Source organism: Micromonospora sp. M51 (assembly GCF_018070305.1).
In the GTDB taxonomy this organism is placed as follows: Bacteria; Actinomycetota; Actinomycetes; order Mycobacteriales; family Micromonosporaceae; genus Micromonospora; species Micromonospora parva.
This window is the reverse complement of sequence record NZ_JAGPXZ010000318.1, coordinates 1-6534: the sequence shown is the minus strand read 5'-3', so window position 1 is coordinate 6534 and position 6534 is coordinate 1. Positions and strand designations below refer to the sequence as shown.

Genomic DNA, 6534 nt, shown 5'->3' with positions numbered 1-6534 from the left:
GCCGAACCGTTCGGTCAGCGCGGCACGCAACGCCTCGGCCCGTTGCGGTGCGGCCAGGTGGTGCACCCCGAGGTCCACGTCGTCGTCGCCGGCCGCCTCGACGGCCAGGTCCACGAGGCGGGCCACTCCCCGGCTGGCGGTGCGGACCTTCTCGCGCAGCACGATCGCCCCGTCCGGCATGTGCATAATCGGCTTGACGGACAGCGCGGTGCCGACCAGCGCCTCGGCGGCGTTGATCCGGCCGCCGCGACGGAGGAACTCCAGCGTGTCGACGTAGAACCAGACGGTGGTGCGGGCCACGGCGGCGAGCGCCGCGTCGCGTACCACGGCAAGATCGGCGCCGGCCTGGGCTGCGGTGGCGGCGGCGATGGCGGGAAAGCCCAGTCCCATGCCGGTCGAGCGGCTGTCCACGACCTCCACCCGGCCGTCCAGGTCGGCGGCGGCCAGCCGGGCGGCCTCCACGGTGCCGGACAGCGCGGCGGAGAGGTGCACCGAGACGATCCCGTCGGCGCCGGCGTCGAGCAGTTGGCGGTACGTCCGGGCGAACTGCTCCGGTGCCGGGCGGGAGGTGGTCGCGGTGACCCGGCGGGCGCTCAGTGCGACTGTCGCGTCGGACGGCTGGGTCTCCACCCCCTCCAGCCCTTCCGCGCCGTTGAGGACGACGGTCAACGGCACGACGGTCAGCCGGTGCGCCTGCACCAGCTCGGGCGGAAGGTAGGCGGTGGAGTCGGTGACAACCGCGACGGGCATGCCCGGCACGCTAGCCGATCGAGGCCGCGAACGCCGAGGCGCGATTGCTCAGACCGCGTCGACGGCGACCGGTGCGGTGATGAGGCCGACGTTGTGCGCCCGCAACTGCCATCCACGGACGTCGTCGTGACGCAGTTCGGTCCAGTGGCAGTTGGCCAACGAGCCGACGGTGCGCAGCACGGCATTGTCCCAACCGAGCAGGTGACCGATGCCCTGCCGGGAGCCGCCACCGTGCGTGGCGATCACCACGGTGCCGCCCGCGGCCGCTTCGGCTGCCTCCTGCAACGCGACACCGACCCGTTCGCCGAGGTCGTGCAGGGGCTCCAGGCCCGCCCCCGGGTCGGGGTCGCCGGCTCGCCAGCGCGCGTACTCGTCGGGAAAGCGCGCGGCGACCTCGGTGAGGTGCAGACCCTGCCACTGGCCGAAGTGCCGCTCACGGAGCCGGGCGTCGGTGCGGACCGGCAGCCCGGTCAGCGCCGCGAGCGCGGCGGCGGTGTCCGCGGCGCGGCTCAGGTCGCTGGCCACGATCGCGTCGGGCCGCAGCGCCGCGAGCAGCGGGGCGGCGGCGCGGGCCTGGTCGCGGCCCAGCTCGTTGAGGGGTACGTCGGTCTGCCCCTGGACGCGGTTGGCGGCGTTCCAGTCGGTGTTGCCGTGCCGCCAGACGATCAGTCGGCTCATTCGGCGGCGGCGGACCCGCTGGCGTCGGCCTCGACCAGGTCGCGATCGACGAACGGGATGGTGGGGCAGTCCTTCCAGAGGCGGTCGAGCCCGTAGAACTCGCGCTCCTCGGTGTGCTGGACGTGCACCACGATGTCGACGTAGTCGAGCAGCACCCAGCGGCCACCGCGCTCGCCCTCGCGCCGCACCGGCTTCGCCTTCTCCGGAAGCTCCAGCAGGCTCTCCTCGATGGCGTCGACGATGGCCAGCACCTGACGCTCATTGGGGGCGGCGGCGAGCACGAACGCGTCGGTGATGGCGAGCTGGTCGCCGACGTCGATGATCGTGATGTCCTGCGCCTTCTTGTCGGCGGCGGCCTGGGCGGCCGCGATAGCCAGCTCGTGAGCGCGTTCGGAAACTGTCACCGTTCTCCTTCGATCAAGCGTGCGATCCTCCAAGCGTCTCATACCCGACGGCATCGCGATCGTGCAGTTCTGCCCGGTTAGCTGCACAAACCTGGGCATAACGGGTGCGCTCAGCGCTGATAGAGGCTCCGCTTGGCGATGTACTGCACCACACCGTCGGGCACCAGATACCAAACCGGCTCACCTCTGGCGACCCGGGCGCGGCAGTCGGTCGACGAGATGGACATCGCGGGCACCTGGATCAGGCTGACGGTGTCCGCCGGAAGGTGCTTGTCGCTCAGCGGGAAGCCGGGCCGGGTCACCCCGATGAAGTGCGCCAGCTCGAAGATCTCGTCCAGGTCCTTCCAGGACAGGATGCGTTGCAGGGCGTCCGCGCCGGTGATGAAGAAGAGCTGCACCTTCGGGCCGTACTCAGCCTGGAGGTCACGCAGCGTGTCGACGGTGTAGGTGGGTCCGCTGCGGTCGATGTCGACCCGGCTGACCTGGAAGCGGGGGTTGGAGGCGGTGGCGATGACGGTCATCAGGTACCGGTCCTCGGCCGGGCTGACCGGCTCGTCGGCCTTCTGCCACGGCTGGCCGGTGGGGACGAAGACCACCTCGTCCAGGCCGAACCGGTCCGCCACCTCGCTGGCCGCGACGAGGTGCCCGTGGTGGATCGGGTCGAAGGTGCCACCCATGATCCCGATCCGCCGGATATCTTCCTCCACCCAGTGATCGTAGGCCGAGCGTCGTTGACGACCGTCCCGGCCCGGCACCGTCGGCCCGTGCGTCGCCGGACATCGGTGCGACAGGGGGTCGCGGCAGCCTGCACGGCGGCGTATATTCGTAGACGAGTAGCCGTCGACGAGCGAGGGGGTCGTCGTGCCGAAGCGGCGCAAGGTCGGCAACCTGCTGGCGCTGGCCGTGCTGTCCGCCCTGGTCCAGCGGCCCATGCACCCGTACGAGATCGCCACCGCACTCCGCGCCTGGGGCAAGGACCAGGACATGGAGTTCAAGTGGGGGTCCTTCTACACGGTGATCGGCAACCTGGACAAACACCACCTGATCGAGGCGGTGGAGAGCCTGCGCGAGGGCCGCCGCCCGGAACGCACCGTCTACCGGATCACCGACGCCGGGCGGGCGGAGCTGATCGACTGGGCCCGCGAGCTGGTCTCCACCCCGATGGCGGAGCACCCCCGCTTCCGGGCCGGGCTGTCAGTGCTCGCCGCGTTGCACCCCGACGAGGCCACCGACCTGCTGCGGCAACGGCTCTCCCGGCTGGAGGACGCGATCCGCCAGGACCGCGAAACGCTCGACGCGCACCTGCGGGAGATTCCCCGGCTGTTCCTGGTGGAGTCGGAGTACGACCTCGCCATCCGGGACGCGGAGGCAGCCTGGCTACGGGCCCTGCTCGCCGAGCTGACCTCGGGAAGCTACCCCGGCCTGGACACCTGGCGGGCCTTCCACGAGACCGGCGAGATGCCCGCCGAACTGACCGATCTGGCCGAGAGAACCAGCACCGACAGCCGCGGGGGTGATCCCACCGGCTGAAAGAACGGCCCCGGCGAGGTGCGCCAACACCTCACCGGGGCCCTGACCCCGAACCGACGCCTGGGAAGGCACCCGGCCCGAAGCGGCAACCACGAGGATAACCGGGCTCCCTCCCAGGTCCGCGTGCCCGCGCACCGACCACACCAGGTCCGCGCGTCGGCACCGACCACACCAAGGGAGAGACCATGACCACGGTACGAACCGCGACCGTCATCGGCGGTGGCATCGCCGGGCCGGTGACAGCGCTCGCGCTGCGCCGCGCCGGCATCACCGCAACCGTCTACGAGGCGTACCCGAGCACGGCCACCGGCATCGGCGGCACCCTCGCCCTCGCGCCCAACGGGATGGCGGCGCTGCGGACGGTCGGCGTCCACGACGCGGTGACGGCGATCGCCACACCGATCGGACGCAACGCCCTGGCTGTCGGCCGCCGACGCATCGACCTGCCCACCCTGACCGGGGTGCCGCCGCTGCACGTGGTGCACCGGGCCGAGCTTCACCAGGTGCTGCACGATCAGGCGTCCGCTGAGGGCGTGCCGTTCGCGTACGGCAAGCGGCTGGTCGCCGCCGAGCAGACCGGCGACGGCGTGATCGCCCGTTTCGAGGACGGCAGCACCGCCACCGCCGACATCCTCGTCGGCGCGGACGGAATCCGCTCCACGGTCCGGAGTCTCATCGACCCGGCCGCGCCCGGCCCTCATTTCACCGGGTTGCTCGGCTTCGAGGCGGTGGCCCGACACGAGGTCGACGCCGAGCCGGGCACGATGACGTTCGCGTTCGGGCGACAGGGCTACTACCTGTACTGGCCGGAGCCCAGTGGCGGCACCCGGTGGGGGGCCAACCTGCCGCAGCAGCGGCCGATGAGCCTGGTCGAGGCCCGGGCGGTGCCGGCGGAGCAGTGGCTGGACACGCTGCGCAGCAGCTACGGCGACGACGACCCGGGCCGGGACCTGATGGCGACCAGCAACGCCGCCGACCTCCAGGTGGTCGGGTCGTTGCAGATCATGCCGCCGGTGCCGCACTGGCATCGGGGCCGGATGGTGCTGGTCGGCGACGCGGCGCACGCGCCGTCGAACAGTTCGGGGCAGGGCGCGTCACTGGCCATCGAGAGCGCCGTGCAACTCGCCCGCTGCCTCCGCGACCTGCCGGACGTCGAGGCGGCGTTCGACGCGTACGTGCGGCTGCGTCGTACCCGGGTGGAGAAGGTGGCGGCGCGCGCGGCCCGGATCAACCACGCGAAGGCTCCCGGGGCAGTCGCGCGGACGCTGATGCCGTTGCTGATGCCACTGATGGTGCGCACGGTGCTGGACCCGGAGAAGACCGTCGCCGACGAGCAGCGCTACGTCATCGACTGGGACGCGCCGGTCACTGCGGTACCCGCCCCGCGCTGAGGTTGTGGGCCAGCGGGGTGGCCGGCCGGCCACCCCGCTGGTCAACGTTCAGGCCGAGGCGGCGGCCACCGCCGTCCGGGCGACCAGCGCGCGGCGCAGGTCGTCGGCGGCGTCGGTCACCACCCGGCGCAGGCCGGGGGTCAGGTCGTCGCGGGCCAGCAACGCCGCGGCCGCCTCCCGGGTCGGCTGCGCCACGGCGTAGCGGGGGAACGCCAGGGCCGCCACCCGGTCGGCCGTCCAGGGGGTACGCCGGCGCGCGGCGGCCGGCATCTCCGCGAAGTACCGATCGACGTACGCGGCGGTCAGCTCGGCCTGCTCGGGTTGCCAGAACCCCTCGGCTGTCGCTTCCAACAGCCGGTTGGACAGGTCGTCGCCCCGCACGATGATCTCCCAGGCCGCCTGCTTCGCCGCCGGGTCGGGCAGTGCGGCCCGGCACCGCGCGGCCCGTTCCGCGCCAGCGGAGCTGACGTCTGCGGCCGCCTCGATGGCGATCTCCGCCTCGCCCGCGGCACCCAGCACCACCAGTCGGCGCAGCACCGCCCAGCGCAGCTCCGCGTCGACCTTCAGGCCGGCCGGCACGTCCCGGCCGGCGAGCCAGCCGACGAGCAGGTCGGCGTCGGTGGTGGCGGCGATCCAGCCCCGTGCGGCGGCGAGCTGCAACGACTCCCCCGCCGGCGCGCCGTCGAGCAGGCGCCGGCACGCCTCGGCGACCCGGGCCAACGCTGTCGAGCGGGTCAGCAGGTCGAGGTATCGGTCGATCAGTGACCGACTGAGCGTCAGCACGTCCTCCGCAATGATCACCTCGGTCTCGGTGGGCAGCGCGGCGACGATCAGGTCGACCAGGCCGGCGACCGGCCGCTCCCCGTCGGTCACCGCGTCCAGCGCCTCACCCCACAGCACCGCCCGGGCCAGCGGGTCGGTCAGGCCGGGCAGCACCAGCGGGACGGCCTCGGCCGACGCCGGGTCGAGACGCACCTTGGCGAAGGTGAGGTCACCGTCGTTGAGCAGCAGCAGCCGGGCCGCCGGCTCACCCGTCAGCTGACCCAGCACGGTGCGCCCACCGTCGGCGGCCGGGTCGATGTCCACCTCGTCGCGCCGGACGGTGCCGTCCGCCGCATAGCGGCCCACGCCGATCCGGTGCGGGCGCAGCACCGGGTGCGACTCGGGTGCGGTCTGCACCACGGCGACCTCGGTGTAGCGGCCGTCGGCGTCGACGGCGACCTCGGCGCGCAACGTGTTGACCTGCGGCTGGCGCAACCACAGCTCGGCCCAACCGGACAGCTCCCGCCCACTGCTGGCGGAGAGGCTGGTGAGCAGGTCGTCGAGGGTGGCGTTGCCGAAGCGGTGCGCCGCGAAGTGCGCGTTCAGGCCAGCCAGGAACGCCTCGTCGCCGAGCCACGCGACCAGCTGCCGCAGCACGCTGGCCCCCTTGGCGTACGAGATGCCGTCGAAGTTGAGCAGGCCCTCGTCGGCGTCGGCCACCTCCTGCGGGGCGACCGGGTGGGTGGAGGGGCGCTGGTCGGCTGCATACCCCCAGGCCTTGCGGCGCATGGCGAAGGTGGTCCAGGACTGGTCGAAGCGGGTCGCCTCGGCGGTGACCCGGGTGCCCAGGTATTCGGCGAAGGACTCGTTCAACCACAGGTCGTCCCACCAGCGCATGGTGACCAGGTCACCGAACCACATGTGGGCCATCTCGTGGGCGATGGTGCCGGCCCGCTGCTCGCGCTGGGTGTCGGTGACCGCCGAGCGGAAGATGTAGTCGTCGCGGAAGGTGACGATGC

General features: G+C 72.4%; 7 protein-coding genes. 2 read left to right on the top strand and 5 right to left on the bottom strand.

What is annotated here, in order from left to right; genetic code table 11:
- The 4 genes from KBX53_RS17920 to nadD form a co-directional block, all read right to left on the bottom strand.
- Nucleotides 1–750: DegV family protein (locus KBX53_RS17920; protein ID WP_210860481.1), on the bottom strand; the 750-nt coding region annotated here is incomplete at its 3' end.
- Nucleotides 751–798: 48 nt separating this feature from the next.
- Complete coding sequence (locus tag KBX53_RS17915) at nucleotides 799–1428, bottom strand: histidine phosphatase family protein (RefSeq protein WP_030336524.1); 630 nt, start codon at nucleotides 1426–1428, stop codon at nucleotides 799–801.
- Nucleotides 1425–1832, bottom strand: a complete 408-nt coding sequence (rsfS, locus tag KBX53_RS17910; protein ID WP_030336526.1) for a ribosome silencing factor — start codon at nucleotides 1830–1832, stop codon at nucleotides 1425–1427. The genes KBX53_RS17915 and rsfS overlap by 4 nt, the downstream gene beginning before the upstream one ends.
- A gap of 110 nt (nucleotides 1833–1942) precedes the next feature.
- Nucleotides 1943–2539, bottom strand: a complete 597-nt coding sequence (gene nadD / locus KBX53_RS17905; protein ID WP_030336528.1) for a nicotinate-nucleotide adenylyltransferase — start codon at nucleotides 2537–2539, stop codon at nucleotides 1943–1945.
- 154 nt (nucleotides 2540–2693) lie between these two features.
- On the opposite strand from nadD, the gene KBX53_RS17900 reads away from it, so the two are divergent.
- The gene (locus KBX53_RS17900; RefSeq protein ID WP_030336530.1) at nucleotides 2694–3362 is read left to right on the top strand and encodes a PadR family transcriptional regulator; all 669 of its coding nucleotides are present in this window, start codon (nucleotides 2694–2696) and stop codon (nucleotides 3360–3362) included.
- Between the two features lie 185 nt (nucleotides 3363–3547).
- Complete coding sequence (locus KBX53_RS17895; protein WP_030336532.1) at nucleotides 3548–4753, top strand: NAD(P)/FAD-dependent oxidoreductase; 1206 nt, start codon at nucleotides 3548–3550, stop codon at nucleotides 4751–4753.
- A 48-nt stretch (nucleotides 4754–4801) separates the two neighbouring features.
- On the opposite strand, the gene pepN is transcribed toward KBX53_RS17895, so the two are convergent.
- Nucleotides 4802–6534, bottom strand: a 1733-nt coding sequence (pepN, locus tag KBX53_RS17890) for an aminopeptidase N (RefSeq protein ID WP_210860479.1), incomplete at its 5' end; no start/stop codon positions are given.